Here is a 22249-nt window from a genome sequence, read left to right on the forward strand (position 1 = left end):
TTGATTATTTTAAAGAATTGATTTCTTTTGTTATACTAAATACGAAGGAGATGATCAATGATGAAAAAATACCGTTGGGGAATGATTGGCCTTGGAGATATCGCAACGCAATTTGCTGCTGGCTTTTCTAATGAAGCAAGTGAACTGTATGGGGTCAGTGCCCGCAGTCTCGCTAAAGTCCAAGCCTTTGCCGAAAAATATGCTATTCCCCATGCTTATGAAAGCACAGATGCTATGTTGGAAGATCCACAGATCGACATTGTTTATATTGCTGTACCTAATGATCTTCATCATGAATTTATTATGAAAGCTCTAATGGCAGGAAAACATGTCCTCTGCGAAAAAGCCATCACCACCAGTGCCGATGAGCTGGCGGAAGAACTAGCCTTAGCCAAAGAAAAAAATCTAATCTTAGAAGAAGCAATGACGATTTTCAATATGCCGGTTTACGCCCGGTTGAAAGAAGAGATCGATGCCGGACGCTTAGGAAAATTAAAAATGATCCAAGCGCCATTTGGCAGCTACAAAGATCCAGACCCAAGCAATCGTTTCTTTAATCCAGATTTAGGCGGCGGTGCTTTGTTGGATATTGGTACGTATGCTGTTTCATTTGCCCGCTTTTTCATGACGGATACACCAGAAGTGACGTTTAGCAGCATGAAACCCTTCTCTACAGGGGTGGATGAACAATCAGTCACGATCCTACAAAATCCAGCCGATGAAATGGCTAGTGTCACGCTGACTTTCCAAGCGAAAATGCCTAAAACCGGTATCGTCGCTTTCGAAGAAGGATACATTACCGTAGATGAATACCCTCGTGCGGACAAAGCCGTGATTCATTTCCGCGATGGAACAAATGAAGTGATTGAAGCGGGCGACAGCAGTCAAGCCCTTAATTATGAAATTGCGAATATGATCAAAGCCATCGACGGCGAAATCAAAGGATCGATCCACTTGACCACCGATGTCATTGATGTTTTGGATCAAATGCAAGCTTTTTGGGAACAGCAGTAAAAATGAAAAGACTCCTTTGCGGGAGTCTTTTTTAACGTTCCATAGTTTCAATCTGTTCAGAAAAGTCGGCTTTGATTTCAATAAAACTTTTAAAAGTTTGCAGAAACTGAAACAACTGAGCGCGATTTTCAAATTCTGCTCTTGTTTGGGGCAATGGCTTTTGTCGATAATCTTCATAAAGCGCAGCGATTTTTGCCAAGATTTCTTTGCCATTGTTGTTTTCATGAAAGGACTCAGCGGTAAAGGATAGTAGCTCTTGAAACGCATTTGTATAGGCTTCTTCTACCCAAAATAATTGTAAAAGATCAACCATTTCCAAGAGTAAGCGGGCTTGGCTTTGCCGCATAGTAAAGTACTCTTCATAATAGGAGCCTTCTCCTCGCCATTGATTTTCGCTATGAACCATCGCTTGCTGCTTGCCCTGTTTGATCTCTCCTAACAGTGCTTGACAGACATGGGGAAGCGTCGCTTTTTCTTTTTCTGTTAACGCGATCGACATATCTTTTAAAAGACTTTTAAACGTTTCTTCCACCAACTGCTGTTTTTCTTTCAATGCCCGTTCGCCGTCTGGCATATACAAGTTAAATAAAAGTGCAAAGCCGATGCCAATACTCATCAACAAAAAAGCATTTCCAATCAGTGGCCAAGCAAACGAACGTTCCATCATATAATGGGTCACCAAGACCGAATTGACCACGATCCCATCGGTTAATTTGAAAGAGACTGCCGTCGGAATAAATAGGAAGAGAAAAAGAACAAAGCCCAGCGGACCAAAGCCTAAAAGATGGAAGCTGACAAAAGCTAAGAGCGTCGCGATCGCCAAGGAGACCAAACGACCGATCCCTGTAAAGAGCGAGGTTTTCTTTGTATTCCCTACACTCAAAATTGCGATGATCCCTGCTGCTGGTGCATACAATAGACCGATCTGCTGTGCCAGAAACATGGACAAGCCCGCAGCAATTGCCGTCTTGACTGTTCTCAATCCGATTTTCATTTTTGTCACCTCCTTTGAAGAGTATACTAAATTGTGAGGAATAAGACTAGAATTTCTCAACCGCTTTGGGTATGATTAAGTAAAGGGGGCATTCTACCATGAAACTGGGGCGTTTTCGCTTAGGTATGCGAACGATAAAAACAGCCATCGCTGTCATGCTTTGTATCCTGCTCTTTCATTTCCTTGATCGCGGCCAGCCTTTGATTGCTGCCTTATCTGCTGTCTTTTCATTGCGGCAAGACCTGACCACAACGATCTCTTTTGGGAAATCACGGGTGTTAGGAAATACGATCGGTGGCGGTACAGCTATTTTTTATTTTTTAACCAAGCAATATTTTCAAAATGACTTTCTGATTGAATTGTTTGTCCTGCCCGCACTGGTCATCTTTGTTATCGTTTTTTCAGATGGCATCAATAACAATTCTGGCATTATCTCTGCCATTGCAACGATGCTTTTGATCACTTCCAGTGTCCCTCAAGGGGAATCGATCATCTTTGCATTGGACCGTGTACTTGATACTTTTATTGGCACCTTAGTAGCCTTGTCGATCAATTTCGTTATTCGACCGCCTGAGGAAGAGAAAAAAGATGAGATCCAAGAAGATCTGGTCGTTCTAAGGCAAAAAGAACTTGAACTAAAAGCCATGCTAGAAGAAGTCCAAGGGGAAATCTCTGAACAAGAAAAACAAGACAAATAAAAACAGCCTTTTTCCAGAATGCTTCTGAAAAAAGGCTGTTTTTGTTACTCATTGGCTTTCAAGGCATCAATCATATTGACCTGTTTCAACTTGAAATACATCGCGATCCCTACCACGCCTGAAAACAAGCAGGTCAATCCAGCGGCATACACATAGCTCATTGGTTCGACTGTCGGTGAAAACATAGCGATATCGACTTCAATGGTCTGTAGGACAAATTGATGCTGAAGCACCCCTAATAATAAACCAAATGCAATGCCGAAGATCGTCAGAAAGATATTTTCTCGAAAGACGTACATCGTCACTTCTCGATCATAAAAGCCTAACACTTTGATGGTCGACAACTCTCGAATGCGTTCCGCTATATTGATGTTGTTCAAGTTATACAACACGATAAAGGCTAATGCTCCTGCTGACGAGATCAAGATCCAAATAACGATGTTCAAGGTTGCTGTCGTGTCATCCAAGGCATCTGCTGAAGCTGAAAGGAAGGAAACATTGATGATATTGTCTTGTGCCATCAGGTCAGCTGCGATCGCTTCTTCTTCCGTTTTACTTAAGTGCTGATTGAATTTCAATAATTCACTGTTGTAAGAAGGCGTTTCCTGAAAAACTTTTTCGTACATTTCAGGTGTCAAATAAGCAAAATGCCCCGTGTAGTTTTCTGCAATGGCAGCTACCTCTAGTTGAAATTCTTCGCCGCTTTCATTCGTTAACGTCAGGGTGTCCCCCACTGATAAACCAAACAACTTAGCAAGTTTTTCATTGATGATCGCACCATCTTTTCCTAGTTCGTAAGCTTCTCCTGAAACCCGATCATTCAAGTGGACAAATCTCGATAGAGCCGCAGGATCTTCTGGCACGGTTACGGTCACTTCTTGCTGCGTCACCCCCGGTTGAGCCAACGTCAGGCTTTCGGTATGCAAGAACAATCCTTCGTCAAAACCGTCGATTTCTTCTGCAGCAGCTTTTGTTTCATTCATTGCCTGGGAGTCCTCGTCATCAAAGGTGATCACTGCCTGATATTACCAGATCTTCTCAAACTGTAAAGGAATGATATTGCTGATGGAATCTCTTAAGCCAAATCCAGTCAAGATCATGGACGTACATCCGGCGATCCCTAAGATGGTCATGAGCATTCTTGACTTGTAGCGAAACAAGTTTCGCATTGTAACTTTTTGAATAAAACTTAAGTGCCGCCATAAAAAAGTGATTCTTTCTAAGAGAATTCGTTTTCCTGTTTTTGGCGCCTTTGGTCTTAGCAAGGATGCCGATGACTGTCTTAAATCAAAACGTAAAACCAGTAGCGCGATACCGATGGTACAAAGCAAGCTGACTCCCACAGCAATCAATGAAAGCCGCAAATACCATGGGGTGTCATACTCCGTGAGATTGTATAGCGGTCCATAAGCTTGAATGATGATTGCTGGAAAAAAGGAAAAGCCTACTGCTAGACCCAATACAGCACCTGTGATGCCTGCTGCAGAGGAATATAGTAAGAACTTCTGGCCAATTTCCCAGTTACGATAGCCTAGTGCTTTCAACGTTCCGATCTCACTGCGTTTTTCATCGATCATCCGCGTCATAGTGGTTAGACTCACTAAGGCTGCGATCAAAAAGAAAATGACAGGAAAAATCGTGGCTAAAGACGAAACGCGTTCCGCATTGTCTTGATACTCTGAATAACCAGGATTGGCATCCCGATTTGCTACACGATAAACTGCCGGTTTTAGCTCCAACAATTCTTGCTCTTTTTCCGCAACTTCTTTTTTGGCAACTTCAAGTTTTTCGCGTTCTTTGGGCGCTCTTTCTTTAAATTCAGCAAGCTTTTCTTGAAGGGTTGCTTCGTTTTCTTGGTATTCCAGCCAGCCCTTGTCTAGCAAAGACCGACCATTGGCTTGCTCAGAAGCTAAAGTCTCCCGAGCAACACTCAGCTGCGATTCTCCTTGTGTGATCTGGGTCTGTGCCTGTGCCAATTCTTGGCGTCCGGCACTGATTTGGCCCCAGCCAGCGTTGACTTGCTGCTGTGCCTGCTGAAGATGCGCTTCTTGGTCATTGATCGTAGCCAATTGCCCGAGTAATTGGGCACGTTGTTGCTCACCTTCGGTAATGAGTGGATTTAATACATCTTCAGCTGCCGTCAGCATAGTAGCAATCATCGTTTCATCGATTTCCTCCAGATCAGGAATCGGACCAATGACATCTGTCGGCAGGTTCAACTGTGCCAGAGCGGCCGTTACTTGTGCATAGACGGTAGGCAGCTGGGCCATTTGCTCCTCTGCAGAAAGTTGACCCACACTTTTGATTTGATCCATACCTTGGTATGCCAGAGCAAGTTGCTCCTCCACTTGTTGGACGCCATTTTGTAGTTCGGTTTTTTGTGCCGAAATAGGCGCTAATTGGGCTTGGGCCGATTTTATTTGGGCTTCTTGCTGAAGCAACGCTTGTTCGCTTTGATCCAGCAGTCGCTGGTTTTCCGCCAATGCTTGCTTGCCCTCAGCTATTTTTTGTGCTTCACTAGTCAACTGCTCTTGGGCAGCTTGAATTTTTTCCTGGAAGGCTGCTTCTTGTTCCGTCAGTTCCCGGTGCGCCTGCGCTAATTTTTCTTGTGCGTCGTCGAGTTCCCTTTGCGCTTCTTGCAGAGCCTTTTCTCCGTCGCGGATCTGTTCTTTGGCTTCGTCAATGGCTGGTTGTGCTTCATCGATCAGCTCTTGTCTGCGTCCTTGCGCCCGAGGAGCCAACTTTTTCTCAACTTCATCACTTATTTGATCTCTTTTCGTCTGATACGCTTCTGAATAGCTTTCCATTTGAGATAAGTCATCAAAGCGAACTAAAATTCGAGCGTACGCACTTTCTTTAAGATCCTCCTCAGGAATCACCGCAAAGTAATCCACGGTCCCATTACCAACGGTACTGTTCCCCCGATGAAAGTTCTCAATATATTCGGGACTATTGACAAAGCCCACAATCGTGAAGGTATGGGTTTTTAATTGATTTTCGCCACTTTCTGGTAACTCAAAGGATTCATCTAATTCGAAACTACCACTATTTTGCGCCGCTTGATCTAAGGCGATTTCCCCTGATTTTTGTGGCAATCGACCAGAAGTCACCTCATATTGATTGACAGGTCGTTCAGTTGAAAGAGAGAAGACACGAATCACAGCACGATGATTTTCGGCATTGATATCGGCGATCTGCTCCGCCTCAACCGCCTTAACACCAGGCATTTCCTCAATGATTTGGCGATCCGTATCCGACAACCCCAAAGTTGAAGCAATCGTGAGGTCGGCTAATTGTTGGCGAGAAAAGTAATCTTCAGCAGCTTGTTTCATATTAGGGCCGGTGGCGCTGATCCCGACAAAAAAAGCGACTCCTAAAAAGATAATGCCTAAAATGGACAGAAACCGCCCGGGTGCTTGTCTAATTTCACGTAAACTGGAACGTAATAATGTTTTTTTCATAGGCATTTACCAAGAAATAGAGGCAATTGGAATCGGATGAGTATTTTTTTCCATCTTGCGAACCTTTGCGTCATTGATATGGATCACGCGATCCGCCATGGGAGCCAATGCACTGTTATGTGTAATGATCAAAACGGTCGTCCCGGTCTCGCGAGCTGTTTTTTCTAAAATAGCCAAAATCTGTTTTCCTGTTTCATAGTCAAGTGCCCCAGTTGGTTCATCACAAAGCAGCAGTTTGGGCTTCTTGGCTATGGCACGAGCGATCGTGACCCTTTGCTGTTCACCGCCAGACAATTGTGCAGGAAAGTGATCCAAGCGATCACCTAATCCAACTTGGGTCAAAATCTCAGCTGCATCAAGTGCTTCGGGTACGATTTGTGCCGATAGTTCCACATTTTCTCTAGCCGTCAAATTCGGCACCAAATTATAAAATTGAAAGACAAATCCGACGTCTTTGCGACGATAGGTCGTTAGTTGTTTAGCATCAAAGCTAGCAATATCCGTTCCATCGACAATCACTTGGCCGCTGTCGCATTGATCCATCCCGCCTAGTATGTTCAATACGGTGGATTTACCGGCACCACTAGGTCCAAGGATCAGCGCGATCTCACCTTTCTCTACGGAAAAAGAAACGCCATCATTGGCAGCAATCACCGTATCGCCCATTGTGTATTTCTTCACTTCTTTCACTACATCAATATAACTCATTTTATTCCTCCAAGAATTCCAGCGCCGCATGCGCTTTCTCGCTTATCAGTGTATCACATTTTTTCCCTTGAAAGAAACCGCAAAAAAGCAGCACAAGGTCGTGCTGCTAAAAACAAGACATTTATTCAAAGTGATCCAGATTGGCAAAGGCAAAACAAATCATTTTGTGTGGTCCGCAATTCTTTGTTGCGTTTCTTGCCAAAGTTTCTGTGCTTGTTGCTGCTCCTTCGGGATCTCGGTTGGGACTGCTTGACGATCAACAAAGTAGTGGCCACTGATCCCCGCAACGTCTGGACTTAGCGCTAAGTAAATCGCTGTATCTGCCCCTTCTTCGGCTGTTTTAAAAAAAGGCGTCAACATTTTATAAATAGATTGACCAAATCCTGTTTGTCGGCTGACCCCTAAGCTCGTCGCCACAGCTCCCGGATGCAAGGCATTGGCAGTAACGGTCGTATTGCGTAGCTGAAACGCAAGCGCATCTGTAAATAAAATCAGGGCTTTTTTTGAGCGGCCATATTCCCGCCAAGGGAAAAAATCCGGTACATCGAAAAAGCGCTGATCCTTTTTCTTTACAAATTTGTAGGCACCGGATGCCACATTGACGATCCTGCCGGCATCGGCACGCTTCAATAGAGGTAGTAACTGGCGGGTCAGTTCAAAGTGACCCACGTAATTCACTCCCAGCATTTGCTCGAATCCATCGGTCGTTTGTTCTTTTTTTAGGTTCACGATGCCTGCATTATTGATCAGTACATCCAATTTCTTAAAGCGGGCGTTGATTTCGGCGGCTGACTTGCGCACACTAGCCAGTGACCCCAGATCACCAATCACTAGATCGATCGCTGAATTTCCTGTCTCTTCCTTCAAACGTTGCTGTGCTGCCTGTCCTCGTTCGGCAGAACGGCAATACAAAATCACATGCATCCCTGCTTTTGCTAACTCTTTGGCTGTTGCAAAGCCCATGCCGGCATTGGCGCCGGTTACTAAAATCGTCTTCAAATCCCAATCATCTCCTTCATAGGATGTCGTTTTCTTTCATCATAACTGAAAACAAAAAAATCTGCTTAAAAAACAGATCAAGAGAAGCTCTCTTCTTGTTTCTTGAAGCAGATTGTTTCATTTTACGCTTGGTAGCGGCAGACACCATCTAAATAGGTGGCTGTTACATTCATTTCTTGATCCAAAACGATAAAGTCAGCTGGGCGACCTTCTTTGATCATGCCGCAAGCATGGTCTATTTTGCAACTAATTGCTGGAATCAAGCTGGCCATCATAACCGCTTCTTGAGGGGTAGCGATTCCCCAGTCTACTACATTTTTCACAGCTTCTTTTAGTTTCAAAATGCTGCCGGCAAGATTGCCAGTTTCCATGCGAGCCGTTCCATCTTTCACCACTACTGGAAATTCACCTAAAATGTAATCACCGTCTGGCATGCCGCCAGCCATCATACAGTCAGTGATCAAGGCAACATGGTCGTGACCAGCTTTTTCCATCAAAATCTCAGCTGCTTGAGGATGCACATGGTGGCCATCACAAATCAACTCTGAAAAAACTTCTTTTAATGAAAGTAGGGCACCAACCATTCCAGGCTCGCGATGGTTTAATCCGCGCATTCCGTTGAAGGCATGAACAAAAACGCTAGCCCCCGCTTCAACTGCTGTTTGCGCTTCTTGTAATGTACCGTTACTATGGCCTAGAGCAACCACTACGCCTTCTTCCGTCACTTGCGAAACAAATTCATTCACACCTTCGCGCTCAGGAGCCAAGGCGATTTTCTTGATAATTCCACCAGAAGCTTCTTGCCATTCATGGAAGGTATCGATATCAGGATCACCAAAATAAATCGGATTTTGTGCACCTTTGTGTTCCTCAGTAAAGAATGGGCCTTCAAAATAGATTCCTTGGATTTTTGCTCCTGTAACTTCGTCTTTGACTTTCCCAACGGTTTCTGCTACATCACGCAACCGTTCTTTGCTTGATGTTAAGGTTGTTGGTAAGAAAGATGTCACACCGCAAGACAAAAGACCTTCTGACATGGCTTTGATGCCCTCTGCATCGTTGTCCATCACATCATGGTTCATAAACCCGTGGATATGAGTATCCACAAGACCCGGTGCTACCCATTTGCCTGAATAATCTTCTACGTCTGCATCAGCAGGGACTTCATCGACGATCGCGCCGAATTTTCCCTCCTTGACCTCCAAGTAACCAGGGCCATGAACCGCTGATTTCAGAAAGAATTTGTCTGCGTAAATATATTTATTCATCTTGATCGCTCCTCTATTTCATTTCTTCCTTAAAAGTACTCTTATTTGCAGCAGAAGTCAAGAAAGGTCTACACCACTTTATCAGATTGGCGAATATCCATGACGGCACGATACAGTTGAAAACTTTTTTCAGCCGCTTTTTCTTCTTTTAGTCTTTGAAGCAATTGTCCTTTTAGTTCAAACAATTCTTCTAGAAAATACAAGCTATTTTTCTCTCTCGCTAGGGCAATGCCTTCGTTCGTCACTTTTAGTGCGAGACAGTCTTCCTGTTGTTCCTTCAGAAAGACCGCATAATTGTAATAAATTTTGGTCAACGCCGTAGATAGACGTTCCGGTGGCAAAGCATGCATGGCATCATAAGCTTTTTCTAGATAGAAGCGTGCTTCACCCAATTGCAGCAAGTCACTGTAGACGCGCCCCATGCAGCTAAGAATGCGAATTTCCATCACGGAAACATTGGTTTTATCCTGTTGATAGGAATAGGCCAATCCTTTTTTTAATGCCTCGAGGGCGGTATCATAGTTTTGATCGAGAAAATAATCGCAACTTCCTAAGTAGTAGTAATACATTTGCATATCCGAATCTAAATACAGATACTCTTTGATTGCCTTGTCTTCCATTTTTTCCCGCATTTCTCGAAACTGTTTATGGACAAAATGCGATTCGATTTCCGCAAAAATTTGATTGGTTTTGTTGATCTCTTCCGAATGAAGCATCATCACTTGATCCAAGGTGACACCTAAACGTTGACAGATTTGATACATCACCCAGACATTGGGCAGCTCTTCATTGTTTTCAATACGACTTAAAACACTTTGCGAACAAATATCTTCCGCTAACATCTTCTGTGTCATCTTTCGTTTTAGACGAATAGTACGGATGATTTGACCAAAAGATTCTTCTTTTTTCTTCATGATCGTCCTCCATGGGAAATTCTTATAAGAACCGAACGTTTCTTGTCAAAAATGCGAATTCGCATTTTTAATTTTCTTTATTTTAGCACATAATGACAAAAAGGAAAGCAATTTCAAGAATGTCTTGTTATTTTTCCACAATTTCAAATGAGGTGTTAAGATGACGATCGACAGTACGATCTTTTTTACATGGGAAGGCAAAAAATACCAAGGGATCATCGAACGGGAATATGAAAATTCGGTCCTCGTTCAAGTGACCGATCCTAGTGCTGAAATGCTGGATAAGTTTACCAATCGAATGATTGTCAGCAAAAAAATTTGTCAACCAGTTGCCGAATAAAAACATAAGCACCGCTCCTCACAATTATTGAAGGAGCGGTGCTTTTTTATGTTCTTATTTCTGACGATAGGACGCCAAAAATTCTGTCATTTTTTCAGCAGTCGTTTTTAAGTCTTCCATATTAGGAAGATAAACGATTCGGAAATGATCTGGCTGTTGCCAGTTGAACCCACCGCCGTGAACCAGCAAGATGTGGTGCTCGTGTAAAAAGTCTAAAACAAATTGTTCATCATTGGTGATATTAAAGCGTTGAATATCAATTTTAGGGAAAATATAAAAGGCGGCTTTCGGTTTCACCGCTGACAATCCCGGAATGTCATTGATTGCCTTGTAGATAAACTCTCTTTGTTCGTAGATACGACCACCTGGTAGTAGCAACTCATCGGAACTTTGATAGCCGCCAAGTGCGGTCTGGACGATTTGTTGCGATAAAACATTGGAACACAGCCGCATTGAAGACAACATATTCAAGCCTTCGATATAGTCTTTCACATTGGACTTGTCGCCACTGAGGACCATCCAGCCCACCCGGAAACCTGCCACTCGATGAGACTTAGACAAGCCACCTAACGTCACAACGAATCGATCTGGCGCTAATGTAGCAATCGGCACATGGACATAATCATCCATGACTAAACGGTCGTAGATCTCATCAGAAAAAATGATCAAGTCATGCTCACGGGCAACCTCGACGATTTGTTGCAAAACTTCTTTTGGATAAACGGCGCCGGTGGGATTATTTGGATTAATAATAACGATCGCCTTGGTTTTGCTGGTGACCTTAGCTTTGATGTCCTCGATATCAGGATTCCAATCTGCTTGCTCATCACAAATATAATGGACGGGCTTTCCGCCAGCTAACGAGATCGACGCTGTCCATAAGGGATAGTCAGGCATCGGCACTAACACTTCATCCCCATTGTTGCAAAGACCTTGCATGCACATCGTGATCAGCTCAGAAACGCCGTTACCGGTATAAATATCATTGATGGTCACATCAGGAAATTTCTGTAATTGATAATATTGTTCGATCGCTTTACGGGCAGAAAATATCCCTTTCGAATCAGAATAGCCTTCCGATTCTCGCACGTTCATAATCAGGTCTCTAACGATCTCATTTGGGGCTTCGAACCCAAAAGGCGCTGGATTCCCCGTATTTAATTTCAAGATACTGATGCCTTCTTCTTGCATCCGATCGGCTTCTTCTAAAACTGGGCCGCGTACATCATAACTGACCCCTTCAAGTTTTGACGACTTCGAAAATTTCTTCATATTCCATTTCTCCTTTAACCATAGGTCAACGTCAGGTTATTGGTTCTCGTCGTTGATCTCTTTTCAGATTGAACCTATTATAGCAAAAAACTTTTACCTATGGCGAAATTTTTTTGCTTCTCCTTCATCTGTGCTTGTCCCGCTCTCATCTCGTAAATAGTGCGACAGTCAGTGATTTTCAGGAAAATACGTCAAATACAATTCATTTAGTGCCAAGTGCCCCACAGAAAAATCAGTGATCCCTGCAGCAATAAACCGTTGCGGTAGCTGAGGATCGCTGATTTCTACCAGATAGATCCGTCCTTGCAGATCGATGGTCACCGTCGTTAATTCTGGAAAAGCCACCAAAAAATCTGCCGAGTCCGTTTTTAAGTACAACGGTTCATTGACTAACGACTTGCGACCAAAGTATTCGTGAATGATCTTGCCGTCTTTTAAAAACAAGACCCGATCCGCGTAGGAATCCAAATTCGTCAAAATATGCGAAGCAATCACGATCGCTTTCTTTTGCGCTCGCAAGGCTTTCAACACGTTGGAGATCAATTCGACATTGGTTGGATCCAAGCCATTCATGACTTCATCCATCAGCATATATGGCGTATCCGTCACGATCTGCATCGCAAAACAAAGACGTTGCCGCATCCCAAGTGAATAGGTGCCCACGGGGCGTTTGATATAGTCACTCATCCGCAAGCGCTCAATCGTTTCGTCCACTAAGTGTTCCTCTGAACGCCACATTCGCTGATACAGCTTGAGATGCTCGAAACCACTCAAATCATTGTACAAATCATTTTGGTCAGGAAAAAATGAAATTTGTTGATGCGCTGCCACTTCTGATTTTTTGGTCACATATACTTGACTGCCATTCAAAAATACTGCGCCTTCATTCGGCTGGATGAAATTCATCGCCACATTTAATAGCGTGGATTTCCCAGTACCGTTTGGGGCGACTAATCCGACGATCTCACCGGGAGAAAAGGCGATGGAAAGTTGATCCAATACATTTCTCGTATACGTGACCGTCACATTTTTCAGTTCTAACATATCGTTCCTCCTATGCCAAATGAAATTTTTTGCGTTGGATCATCACGAAGAAACATATTTCGATCAGAAGCCATACGCCTCCTAATAAAAGCAACCCTTTTTCCATCGTAAACCCTGCAGAACCAAAATAAAAACGTGTCCAGCCTGAAAGGACTTGTCCCACATTTTGATACAGATAGACATACAGCGTTTTATCAAGGTAAGCACTGAACCAACGTCTTTGGAAAATATAGGGTGAAAGCAAGCAAAAACCAGCCACAAGCAAATTAACCAGTTCTGAGCGAAACAGGGCACTGAACAACAAGATGCCGCGACAATAAATAAACTGCAAGAAAAGCGTCGCAAGAAAACATTGGCCTATAAAAAGACCGATGGCTTGTGTTTCAAAAGCGTTGAAATCGGTGATTGGGTAGCGGGCATCAAAGGTCGATGATAAAATCGTGACCGGCAGTTCCAGGGAACCAAAGCCGAATTGAATACCAGAACCCAACCAGAGAAAGAACATAGTCCCGAGCGTTGCAATTGCAGAAGCGACCATCAATACTGCCGTTTTGCTCCAAAGAATCTCTTCTGCCGATAATGGCAGTGAAAGAAACAGGGATTTATGTCTTCGTTCTTTTGGTAAACAATCAATCGCCAAAAATAAAGAAACAGCAAGCAATAGAATCGGTAAATATCCAGTAAAACTTCGCTGCAATGCCTGTATCCCCGTTTTTTGCTCCATGACTGCTTGAGAGAGTTTCTTATTCGGCAACTGGCTGAAGGCTTCCATAAGCTTAGCGGTTGAAGCATAACCAAAGCGACCGTCATAGGCAGCGTAGTAATTTTGAAACGTATAATAATCCGGTGTATAAAAAACATTTCGTTCATCGGTAAACTGCAACGCCAATTGGTACCACGTACTTGTTCCTTGTGCATAAGCTTGCCAGTCTTCACCAGCTAGTGCATCTAAACGTTGTTTTTCCGCTTCGTTCCATGGGGTAAACATTTCAACTGCTAAGCTTGCCGACCAATGGTCAGAAGGATTGGCTGCTTGTTGATCAAGAAAATCTTGTCGCACAGTATAGCGTTGTTGCATTTCCGTTTCATCTACTCGTTCAATCGGGCGAAAGTCTCTTTGCCAAAAACTGTAAACGCCGCTGTAGATAAGAAGCAAGCAAAAAAGACCAATGGATTTCTTGCTCTTTAAGAGTTGACGTAATTCAAAGAAAAAATAGTCTTTCATCCTTTGCCTCCTTTCAACAAGCGATTCTGTTTATCCGCAACGAGCATGATGCTTAAACAAAGGAAGATCCACACCACCGTGAGCAGCCAACTAGCATAGACTCCCCAAGAAGTACCAGAACCCAAAGCAAAGGCGCCCGAATAAAATTTATCCATAGCAGCTAGATGAACTGGTAACAGTGGGATCTTTTGCAGCATCGGAATCAAGCCTAACCCATAAAAAAGCACTAGCAAAAAGAAAGAGACATATCGATTGGCTGCGATCATATTCATAACAAAACCTAAGCATTCGATCAAACCAATCAGCAAGGCAAAAGAAACCATACTATATAAAACGCTTTGCCAAAAAGGTACGGCGACCCAATCCCCACTGAGATAGACGGCTACTGGATACTGCCAATCCCCGAACTCCCCCAAAAGGCTCATTGAAAGAAAGACACCTAAGAAGAACACAACCAAAACGCCTAAATTTGTAATCCCTTTGACCACAATTTTACTTAACATCCGAATCGGAAAAATCTGCGGGTACGAGCGAATCAAAGAGAAGTGTTCTCTTTCTTCTATCAAATTGTCACTGGCAAAAAAAGCCCAAAAGAAGAACCCAAAATTCAGCAAAAGCGTTATTGCCAAAGCGACAGCGGTCTGGGTATTGGCAGCCGTGAGGACCGGCTCTTTTTCTTGCTCGGCTAAGGCTTGATAGACCGTTCGCTCTTGTTCGATCGTCCACATAGGCGGTAAAAAGGCTTTGTCATCAACTTCAGACGCCCAAATCTGCTTTTTTAGTTCTGCAATTTGAATACTCGTTTGATTAAATCGTTCGTATTCCTCCATAATCAAGTTGGATAACTGCCGTGAGGTCAATGTATTATTTTCAAGCAAAAGTTGATACACCTCTTGCTCATCAGGCGAGCCCGACTGATTGGCTTGGTAGCGATCAACAAGTCTTGAGGCTTCGGCTTTTTCTGCAGTGATCATGGCGGGCAAGTTGATGGGTTCCATTAGTTTCAAATAAACGGAAAAACAGCAGCCTAAACTAAAGGCACCCATGAGTAGGAAGATAAATATTCTTTGTTTCGCAGATTTGGCTAATTGGTTTCTAAAGTAATTCATTTGCTCTCCTCTCAAAAAATCATTCATTCTTTTAGCATACCGTTTATGACAAAAATTGCAATCCATTGTCTGAATATTCTTTTAAATAGCTCTAGGAAAAGTTATTGACAAACCTGTCAAAAATCAGGTAAGATATTTTTTAGACGCGGTGTGACAGAACTACTTCAGCCTGCGTTACCTTCTATAGTATCTGCGGAAATGACGGAATGGCAGACGTGCAAGATTGAGGGTCTTGTGAGCAATCGCTCGTGTGGGTTCAAATCCCATTTTCCGCATCAGTACAGCTTCCCCATTGTGGGAAGCTGTTTTTTGTTTGCACAAAAAATTCCCCCCTGGCGATCCTTCAATGAATTCTCTCGATCGCTTGATCTTGAGCACCTACTCCTAAAAAGTTAATAGTAACCCTCCTTTCCCTAAACACAAAAAGCCCAATAAAAATTCTTTTATCATTGCATATGAATCTATTTTTCATATAAAATGAAAAATATAACGATTATTGATGAAAACTAGTTCGATGTTCCGTTTTTTTTTATTAGTGTATCAGAAATAGTTTCTTGAATGAACGAGTGATGGAAAATCTTTTCAGCATTTATTCCATTCACCTGACTTCTTCCTTCCCCCCGATGAACAAACAACAAACCTCTTCCGACCGTTTTCTCAGTTACTTTCGATAGAAAGAAGGAGCCTAATGAAAAAAAGAGTACGGATCATCCTATTGTCATTCGTTATTTTGCTTATCGGCTGCGGCAAGGCAGATGAAGAACTGTCAGAGACCGTTGCACTTGGCATCGAGGCACGACTGGAATATACAAATCAGTCTGGAACGGGCTGGAGCTATTATCAACCAGCAACCTTAGAGTTGTTGATTGCCGGCAGTCAAGCCGAATTGGCTATTTTGGAAGAACTTGATTCTTCCGACGAAGATCTTCAGCAATTGATCAGCCACACGAGTGATTTGATGGCAACCGCTGAACGAGCACTAGTGGAGCGTCGGATCGATGTCCCTGCTTGGTTTGCTGCCCGCATTGGTTATAGCCAGGCTCTGGTTGCGATTCATGAACGGAGCCCTATCATTCTCAGTAATCAAGACAACCTCAACAGTCTACTGGAGGTAGCAAACGAAACGATTCCTGAAGCCGACCCGAGGGAAAAGCTGGGGCTGTTGGCAGACGATATCGAGCAGCTTCAGCAGCTCACAGAAGATGCGCTTACCCTTCATCGCAAGATCGAACTTGACGATGGACTCATTGCCACTGTTTACCAAACAAGCGAAACGAATGTTGACGTCTTGGTTTTTGCGATGCCCGATGAGGAGTACGCATCTGGATTTACTGTTCTTAATCGGGAAACTGCCGACGAGCAAAAAGCTGCCTTCTATGAAACGACTTTACGAGCGCTGGTCATAAATATTCCTCGTGAATCCTTGATGTTTATGAATCGATTCGATCAATCTTCTGATGAACATCAGTTGGCGGTGATGACCTATGGCTTTGATCATGACATTGACCAAGACATGGTCGCTACCGTTTATCAGCAGCTTCAATAAGCTAGCGCCAAACGCAACGCCAGCAAAACAATAATGAACAAACTCAGACCGAGAGTAAGAAATCTTCAGAACAAAGACGAGGGATAGCCCGTGCCAAAGCCTATACTAGACGGATGACTTTTCCCGTACTCGCATGATACGACAACTAGAATTTGAGGGCGTTTCCCATGATGATGCGCAATGGGCAGTGGACCACCTCACTATCGACTGGAACGAACAAGCGTTGCAAAAAGCAAACAGCTACCGTCTCAGGATGAATCTACCTCATGCCAATATCCGTCGTTTATTGGCTTCAGAAGTCTTTTCAGCAGAACAAATCGACTATGCGATGACAACCATGGATAATTACAAACTAACAAAAAAAGGAGCATCGCGATGCCCTTATGTTGCCCCTTATATTGTTGCTATTTTTTATAACCAAGAAAAGTCTCGATTTGATGTGTTCATTCGAATAAAAAAGTGAAGTTTACCAGAGACTCACGAGGAGGAGAAAAATGAAAAAACAAGTTTTGCTGCCCTTATTGCTGCTATTATGCCTGATTTCAGGATGCGGAGCGAGAAATTCAGCAAGTCCTGAGGAACTTTCTGAGCGCATTGGTGCCGCTTTAGATGCCGGTTGGGAACATACCTATCATGCAGAAACTCTTACTTATGAGTTAAGTATTGAAAATCTCGAACTGATGATTCGAGGCAAAGAAGCAGAATTGGCCTTTCTAGACCAGGTCAATAGCAACTCAAAACACAAGGCGGCATTCATTGAAAACACGGAAACAATGATCGCACTCGCTCAAGAAGCGATCGAAGCTCGCTATCTGGATATGCCGCGTTGGGTTACCGCTCGCAATGGCCGTATCGAAGCCTTACTTGCCATCCATGAGGAAAGCCCGATCATCGTCAGTAGACGAGCAAAATTGCAAGAATTATTCAACGAATACGAAGAGGATTTGGCACTAGTGACAGTTGGGGCAAACAATCCACTTGCCGATGAAGAAACGATCAATGAAGATTCACGAGAAAAGCTTGGTTTGACACCTGATACACTTGAACACTTACACCAACAAAGCGAAGACCAAGAAATCGAGTGGCAGACCGCTATTGATTTGGCGAACGGTGTGACCATGAATGTCTTTTCAACAAAACATGAGCCAGTGGAGATTCTCACATTTACGAATGCTGGCGAGACCTATCCTTCCGCAATCACTTTGTTTAATGGCCAAACGACGGAAATCGTTCCCGAGATAATGACTCCTTACGAAGCCGTTTCCGCTTATTTTAACGAAATAGCCGCTGCTGTTTATGAAACGATTCCATCTGGCTATCTATTTCTGGTTGAATCACTATGGCTTGAACTGGAAAACGACAATCGTTTTCACTTCAGAACCTACGTGTTTGATAACGAAGTGACCGAGGAAACGATTTTAGCAGGGTTTCATCGCGCCCCGACTGTAGCAGCACGCTATGAGCGCGAAAACAATGCGACAGAACGAGAACGGGAAGCCTTTTTCCTCGTTAGAGCGCAAGGAAATCGTCGCTTTTATTCAAAACAAGAGATGGCAGAACTGTTAGAAATAGAAGGTTTTACTGCGGAGGAAACACAATGGGCACTAGAAACCCTCGATGTAGATTGGTATCGCCATGCTTTAGGACGCGCCAATCAATCCCGTCGGGTGTTAGGGATCCGCCAAAGAAATATGGCTGCTCATCTTGAAGGGAACGGCTTCTTACCTGATGAGATCGAATTTGCGATTGAAAACATGGACAATTAGTATGTAAAAGACGAGACAAAACTTCCCATTTTTTCTTAGCGTAAACAAAAAACCGACCAATCTTCCTGTTTAAGATTGGCCGGTTTCTTTATTTTTTGGTTTTGATTGGTACCATGGTTTTGCGCCGATGCTGCTTCATTATTGCTTGAAGACCATAGACCCCAACTCCGATAATTCCAGCAAAAGCCGAAAAAGCAATAAAAATCACAGGAGACGCCCCACTTTCTATTAATTGTTTCCCTTGGACAAAGAAAAATAAGCCCATGCTGATCAATAATGCTAGAAATAGTGATTGTCCCGCCCCGTTTTTTTTCATGCTTGCTCTCCTTTTACTTGATTATAGGTTATTCTCTCATTTCATGAATGAAAAAACCTCCATCTTAAGGCTGATTCTTTCTTTCGATGATCAGATTGATCCCATTCGGATCAGTCAAATGCAAGCGGCTGTCTGTTTCTAACCCATAAGAAACGCCACTTGCCTTTAGATGACTTCGTAATGTAGAAAAAGCCAAAGCTGGCAAAATGATCGTAAAATACGCTAAGCCTAGATCCTTTTCTTCCATAGCTGGAACATTTCTTCCCATCCAAATATTCGATCCGATATGGTGATGATACGCACCAGCAGCAAAAAACTTTGCTTGGCTACCAAAATCTGAAGTCAAACGCATGCCTAAAACTTCTGTGTAGAATTCTTCTGTTTTTGCCAAGTCCGCCACTTTCAAATGGACATGCCCTACCGTAGTGCCAACTGGAAAGGTCGTTTGAGATCGGTCAGCGGCTCCCAGCACGCCTTGTGCGTCCATTTCGACAGTAACGCCTACGATCTCACCGTCTGCTCGAATATCCCATTCACTCTTTGGTTTGTCACGATACACTTCGATCCCGTTTCCTTCTGGATCGGTCAGGTATAACGCTTCACTATACCCATGGTCGCTGGCACCATCGAGGGGGGCTTTGGCCTCCAAATAATGAATCAGCATATTTCCTAGGTCTTTGCGGCTAGGCAAAAGAAATGCCGTATGGAAAAGGCCTGTTTTCCGTGTCAAAGGCAACGGATCGCTTACCTTCTTTAGAACTAAAAGCTCTTGCGCTCCCACGCCTAATCGCGCGTGATCTACACTTTGTTCCAATAAAGTCAGACCGATAACGTCCGAATAAAACTGGCTCATTTTTTCTATGTTTGCTACTTTTAAAACGACTTTACCAATTGCGGCAGTTGCATCGATTTGATAAGTTGATTGACTCATGGTCATCGCTATTTCCTCTTTTCTAAACAGTTAAGTTCACTTGTTACTTTAAGTATAGCACTAACTTTTAGTAAGTAAATAAATCTGCTTGTTTAGCGACGGAGCAATCGACTGCTCGTTGCTTCATAAATCGTGTCTTCAACAGTCGCAAGCAGTGAAGAACCAATTAGTTTTGTATTGCTTCAATCAGTGAAATGGCCGGCTGCATCGCTTCTTCGGTTGTCCCTTCTAACACAACATAACAATATGGCTTGTATTCAGCGGTGATGGCCAATAGTTGTTGATAATCAATCATTCCTTCTCCCAATGGCACTACCTTGATTTTACCATCGATTACTTGATAGTCTTTCAAGTGCATGCAAACGATGGCATCGCCAAAGCGGGAAAAAGCTTCCCTTGTCAAAGCGACTTGCTCTTGATAGTTCTTCGCAGTAATCAGATTGGTTGGATCAAAGATGATCCCTAAATAGTCAGAGGGTACCCGTTCCAGCAATTCTTCGATTCGGTCGATCGATGAGAGTGGATGATTTAAGCCCGCTTCAATTCCTAGCATCACTTGATGTCTCTTAGCCACTTGGACCAAACGCTTGATCACCTGAACCAAATCATCGAAAACGACGTCACTAAAATTTTCCTCGGTATACCCCATATTTGGCAAAACCGAACCAGTTTCACTTGCGACCATAGCTGCATCAAAATATTTGGCATGTGCGAGATAGGTCTCGAATCTGGATAAAATCGCTTCCCGTTCTTCCAGATCAGGATGGATCAGATTACAATAACAACTTAATAAAGCGACCTGAACGTGAGATTGACCAAAAACTCGTTTGAAAAAGCGGCCTAACCCAGGGCTTAATTGCTCTGGCTCTGCCCATTGCGGGAAGGATTTATTTAATGCAAATTGAATATTATGAATGTTTTGAGCGGCAATTTTTTGCGCTAATTCTTCTGGGGACCCATAATTCTTTACATCATGCCCCCGAACAGTTAGTTGAAACATAGCTTCTCCTTTCTTCACTGCTTTTGAAGCAAAAAGAAGACCAAGCAGCGAATCACTTCAACTGGTCTTGGTCTTCAAATCATTCAGCAGTAGCGGCTCCTCACTTCATCTATTTCTTCTCAATAGATGATCAGAACCTTTTGTGACCTTTATTGTTGTGAACGATAGTCTTCCGTGAACTCGTCAATGATTTGCTGTCCACCATTTCTTAAGAAGGTTTCGATTGCTGTATCAAACCCATCGATCTCGATTTCCCCAGTCATATATTGGTAGTAAGCGTCTGAGATTCCTTCAATCAAGCTTGACCATGAACGATCATAGGTTTCAGAGGTCAGCGATTGTGCAGGATTGATCACCGCAAACTCTTCATTTTCGCGAATCTTTTCATTGGCTAAGTTGACATATGGGTTGCTTGAAGGGAAAACTGTTACTAATTCTGATGGACGAGACGAAGAAAATGGTTGTACTTCTTGTTGCCACTTCGTATCATCTAAACGGACATAAACACCCTCATCATCAATTTCATAATGAACACCTTCGATCCCTTGCGTCATCAAGGTAAACGGCTCTTCGTCCATCAAATCATTGATAAATTTCAAAACAACACGTAAGTCTTCTTCGGTTTCAACATTGTTTTTCGGAATGGCTAACCAACCGCCCATTCCACCATTGGTATCAGAAAGGATACGACGTTCCACATTTTCATGGACGATATCATTGATCAAGACCCATTCCATATGCTCTTCATCAGTACCAGCAGCATCATCAATGTAGTTACGTACTTCTTGCAGACCACTCAATACGATCCCACCACGACCTTGAACGATATAGTTCTTCTGGTCATTTTTCGCCATTACCGCAAAATCAGAATTCATCCAGCCGTTATCATAGATATTACGGAACCATTCCATTGCTTCTTTGTATTCTGGTTGCATAAAGGATGGCATCACTTCATCATCATCCGTGATCGTAAACCAATTGTCTGCGCCAAAGTAACCAGAAAGTGAACGGAAACCAACGTTAAAGGACTCATCACGCTCTACGAAACCAACCGTATCATCTACACCGTTGCCATCTGGATCACCTTCCGTAAAGGCCTGAGCGACAGCCGCTAATTCTTCTAATGTCGATGGCACGTCCAAGCCTAAATTATCCAACCAATCTTTTCTGACAAGGACGCCATAACGAGCGATCGGTTTTAAAAACGGAACACCATAGATATGACCATCGATCCGCGAGGACTCTAAGCGATCCTCAGAAATTTCTGCCAAATTGGGAAACTCTTCTAAATACGGTTCCACATCCCAGAACATCCCGGACGCTAGCGAGCTCCGGACGGTCGTGTTATTGATTTCTGTCAGACTAACGATATCTGCTAAAGAATTTGATGCTAATGCTGCATTCAAGCGTTCTGTTTTTGATGCGTCCGGCACCCAAGTGAAATCGATCTCGATCCCTGTATATTCTTCTAATTTTTGCGTCACATCCCCAGACGGAGGCGAAGCGGTATGCAACATCGCCATCCAAGAAATGCTTGATTTTGTTTCACCTTCTGTACCTTCAGATGAACCTCCGCCATCGCCGCAGCCTGCTAAAAACAGTCCGGCACATAATAATAAACTTGCAACTTTCAACTTTTTCATT

Annotated in this window: 21 protein-coding genes and 1 tRNA gene; 7 read left to right on the forward strand and 15 right to left on the reverse strand. The window is 43.3% G+C overall.

Annotated features, from left to right (window positions below; translation table 11 throughout):
* Nucleotides 1-57: 57 nt before the first annotated feature.
* Nucleotides 58-1014 (forward strand): Gfo/Idh/MocA family protein, encoded by a 957-nt coding sequence (locus tag IAE45_RS03550; RefSeq protein ID WP_200125007.1) that lies wholly within the window; start codon nucleotides 58-60, stop codon nucleotides 1012-1014.
* Between the two features lie 31 nt (nucleotides 1015-1045).
* On the opposite strand, the gene IAE45_RS03555 is transcribed toward IAE45_RS03550, so the two are convergent.
* A complete protein-coding gene (locus IAE45_RS03555) occupies nucleotides 1046-2008 on the reverse strand; it encodes an aromatic acid exporter family protein (RefSeq protein WP_077453806.1) in 963 nt (320 codons plus the stop codon).
* Between the two features lie 98 nt (nucleotides 2009-2106).
* Here IAE45_RS03555 and IAE45_RS03560 point away from each other — a divergent pair, with 98 nt between their 5' ends.
* Nucleotides 2107-2706 carry an FUSC family protein gene (locus IAE45_RS03560; protein ID WP_077453807.1) on the forward strand — a complete coding sequence of 200 codons (600 nt, stop codon included), beginning with the start codon at nucleotides 2107-2109 and terminating at the stop codon, nucleotides 2704-2706.
* Between the two features lie 44 nt (nucleotides 2707-2750).
* On the opposite strand, the gene IAE45_RS18830 is transcribed toward IAE45_RS03560, so the two are convergent.
* The 6 genes from IAE45_RS18830 to IAE45_RS03585 form a co-directional block, all read right to left on the reverse strand.
* Entirely contained in the window at nucleotides 2751-3689 is a 939-nt protein-coding gene (locus tag IAE45_RS18830) for an ABC transporter permease (RefSeq protein WP_233618932.1), read from the reverse strand.
* 42 nt (nucleotides 3690-3731) lie between these two features.
* Nucleotides 3732-6167: an FtsX-like permease family protein gene (locus IAE45_RS03565; protein ID WP_233618933.1), complete on the reverse strand. Its 2436-nt coding sequence runs from the start codon at nucleotides 6165-6167 to the stop codon at nucleotides 3732-3734.
* A 6-nt stretch (nucleotides 6168-6173) separates the two neighbouring features.
* Nucleotides 6174-6875 carry an ABC transporter ATP-binding protein gene (locus IAE45_RS03570; protein ID WP_081118527.1) on the reverse strand — a complete coding sequence of 234 codons (702 nt, stop codon included), beginning with the start codon at nucleotides 6873-6875 and terminating at the stop codon, nucleotides 6174-6176.
* Nucleotides 6876-7034: 159 nt separating this feature from the next.
* Nucleotides 7035-7874, reverse strand: a complete 840-nt coding sequence (locus tag IAE45_RS03575; RefSeq protein ID WP_200125009.1) for an SDR family oxidoreductase — start codon at nucleotides 7872-7874, stop codon at nucleotides 7035-7037.
* A 122-nt stretch (nucleotides 7875-7996) separates the two neighbouring features.
* Nucleotides 7997-9142, reverse strand: a complete 1146-nt coding sequence (gene nagA / locus IAE45_RS03580) for an N-acetylglucosamine-6-phosphate deacetylase (protein ID WP_200125010.1) — start codon at nucleotides 9140-9142, stop codon at nucleotides 7997-7999.
* A gap of 68 nt (nucleotides 9143-9210) precedes the next feature.
* Nucleotides 9211-10056 (reverse strand): helix-turn-helix domain-containing protein, encoded by an 846-nt coding sequence (locus tag IAE45_RS03585; RefSeq protein WP_086292566.1) that lies wholly within the window; start codon nucleotides 10054-10056, stop codon nucleotides 9211-9213.
* A gap of 160 nt (nucleotides 10057-10216) precedes the next feature.
* Between IAE45_RS03585 and IAE45_RS03590 the strand changes: the two genes are divergently transcribed.
* Nucleotides 10217-10396 (forward strand): DUF2187 domain-containing protein, encoded by a 180-nt coding sequence (locus IAE45_RS03590; RefSeq protein WP_077453812.1) that lies wholly within the window; start codon nucleotides 10217-10219, stop codon nucleotides 10394-10396.
* A gap of 54 nt (nucleotides 10397-10450) precedes the next feature.
* On the opposite strand, the gene IAE45_RS03595 is transcribed toward IAE45_RS03590, so the two are convergent.
* From IAE45_RS03595 to IAE45_RS03610, 4 genes are all read right to left on the reverse strand, one after another.
* Nucleotides 10451-11668: a pyridoxal phosphate-dependent aminotransferase gene (locus IAE45_RS03595; protein WP_081118523.1), complete on the reverse strand. Its 1218-nt coding sequence runs from the start codon at nucleotides 11666-11668 to the stop codon at nucleotides 10451-10453.
* A 168-nt stretch (nucleotides 11669-11836) separates the two neighbouring features.
* A complete protein-coding gene (locus IAE45_RS03600; protein ID WP_081118522.1) occupies nucleotides 11837-12712 on the reverse strand; it encodes an ABC transporter ATP-binding protein in 876 nt (291 codons plus the stop codon).
* A gap of 10 nt (nucleotides 12713-12722) precedes the next feature.
* On the reverse strand, nucleotides 12723-13937 hold the full coding sequence (locus tag IAE45_RS03605) for an ABC transporter permease subunit (RefSeq protein ID WP_200125013.1): 1215 nt from the start codon (nucleotides 13935-13937) through the stop codon (nucleotides 12723-12725).
* Nucleotides 13934-15046 carry a hypothetical protein gene (locus tag IAE45_RS03610; protein WP_200125015.1) on the reverse strand — a complete coding sequence of 371 codons (1113 nt, stop codon included), beginning with the start codon at nucleotides 15044-15046 and terminating at the stop codon, nucleotides 13934-13936. The genes IAE45_RS03605 and IAE45_RS03610 overlap by 4 nt, the downstream gene beginning before the upstream one ends.
* 192 nt (nucleotides 15047-15238) lie before the next feature.
* Here IAE45_RS03610 and IAE45_RS03615 point away from each other — a divergent pair.
* The 4 genes from IAE45_RS03615 to IAE45_RS03625 all read left to right on the forward strand — a co-directional run bounded on the left by IAE45_RS03615 (nucleotide 15239) and on the right by IAE45_RS03625 (nucleotide 18358).
* Nucleotides 15239-15321 (forward strand) — tRNA-Leu (locus IAE45_RS03615).
* Between the two features lie 413 nt (nucleotides 15322-15734).
* Nucleotides 15735-16592, forward strand: a complete 858-nt coding sequence (locus tag IAE45_RS18835; protein WP_233618934.1) for a hypothetical protein — start codon at nucleotides 15735-15737, stop codon at nucleotides 16590-16592.
* Nucleotides 16593-16725: 133 nt separating this feature from the next.
* Nucleotides 16726-17055 (forward strand): Ltp family lipoprotein, encoded by a 330-nt coding sequence (locus IAE45_RS18840; protein WP_233618935.1) that lies wholly within the window; start codon nucleotides 16726-16728, stop codon nucleotides 17053-17055.
* Between the two features lie 31 nt (nucleotides 17056-17086).
* Nucleotides 17087-18358 (forward strand): hypothetical protein, encoded by a 1272-nt coding sequence (locus IAE45_RS03625; protein WP_200125017.1) that lies wholly within the window; start codon nucleotides 17087-17089, stop codon nucleotides 18356-18358.
* An 88-nt stretch (nucleotides 18359-18446) separates the two neighbouring features.
* Here IAE45_RS03625 and IAE45_RS03630 read toward each other — a convergent pair whose 3' ends face one another.
* From IAE45_RS03630 to IAE45_RS03645, 4 genes are all read right to left on the reverse strand, one after another.
* Nucleotides 18447-18674, reverse strand: a complete 228-nt coding sequence (locus IAE45_RS03630) for a hypothetical protein (RefSeq protein WP_086292574.1) — start codon at nucleotides 18672-18674, stop codon at nucleotides 18447-18449.
* Nucleotides 18675-18738: 64 nt separating this feature from the next.
* Complete coding sequence (locus IAE45_RS03635; protein ID WP_200125019.1) at nucleotides 18739-19611, reverse strand: VOC family protein; 873 nt, start codon at nucleotides 19609-19611, stop codon at nucleotides 18739-18741.
* 160 nt (nucleotides 19612-19771) lie between these two features.
* The gene (locus IAE45_RS03640; protein ID WP_200125301.1) at nucleotides 19772-20605 is read right to left on the reverse strand and encodes a sugar phosphate isomerase/epimerase family protein; all 834 of its coding nucleotides are present in this window, start codon (nucleotides 20603-20605) and stop codon (nucleotides 19772-19774) included.
* A gap of 149 nt (nucleotides 20606-20754) precedes the next feature.
* Nucleotides 20755-22248, reverse strand: a complete 1494-nt coding sequence (locus IAE45_RS03645) for an extracellular solute-binding protein (RefSeq protein WP_086292580.1) — start codon at nucleotides 22246-22248, stop codon at nucleotides 20755-20757.
* Between the last annotated feature and the right edge of the window lies 1 nt (nucleotide 22249).

Source organism: Enterococcus sp. S53 (assembly GCF_016516865.1).
GTDB lineage: Bacteria > Bacillota > Bacilli > Lactobacillales > Enterococcaceae > Enterococcus_D > Enterococcus_D innesii.